The 557-nt window shown below is 38.6% G+C and carries 2 pseudogenes; both read left to right on the top strand.

The features are described from left to right. Window positions 1–241, top strand: a pseudogene (locus RV00_RS15985) (hypothetical protein); the annotation flags it as partial. Window positions 242–250: 9 nt separating this feature from the next. Continuing rightward, window positions 251–557 (top strand): annotated as a pseudogene (locus RV00_RS15980) (hypothetical protein); the annotation flags it as partial.

Here is a 557-nt window from a genome sequence, read left to right as displayed (position 1 = left end):
GGAAGAGCCGAAGTGGGTTGTTAAAGAAGGAGATTTAGTCATTCGAAAAGGGGAGCATGAGGCAAAAGTTTATTTTGTCGAATGTATCGACGAAGATGGAATCCTTTTAGTAAATGGAATTAAAGATGAACTTTTTACGGATATGACAGACCGTTCTATCGAGGATGAATCGCTAAGCTATTTCTATAAAAACTTCCGATTATTAGCAAAGAAAGAAAGCTTAGAAGTCGAGAAAGTGTAGGTGTGAGTGATGGGAGAATATATTGTAGAAATTCCTTTTGAAAATTTCAAACAAGCCGCAATTTTTCACGGTAGCGTTGATAGATCAAGACTTAGAGCGAAAGCTCCGCTCAACGAAAACCAGCAGATCGTGGTGGAGTGGTTGAAATCGGATGATCACCCAAATTATTCAAATATATTTGATCTTTTCTCAGATTTGCTTGATTATCAGGTACCAGTTGAAGTTGGAGAAGCATTCACTGAAATGATGACTGATGGAAAGCAACAATTCCAAGTCCTACAAGCCTTCGCGGAATGGGGGTTAAGCAATGAACAAT

The organism is Enterococcus devriesei (assembly GCF_001885905.1).
Lineage (GTDB): Bacteria > Bacillota > Bacilli > Lactobacillales > Enterococcaceae > Enterococcus_A > Enterococcus_A devriesei.
The sequence above is the reverse complement of the archived record's forward strand: the minus strand, read 5'-3'. Positions and strand labels throughout refer to the sequence as shown.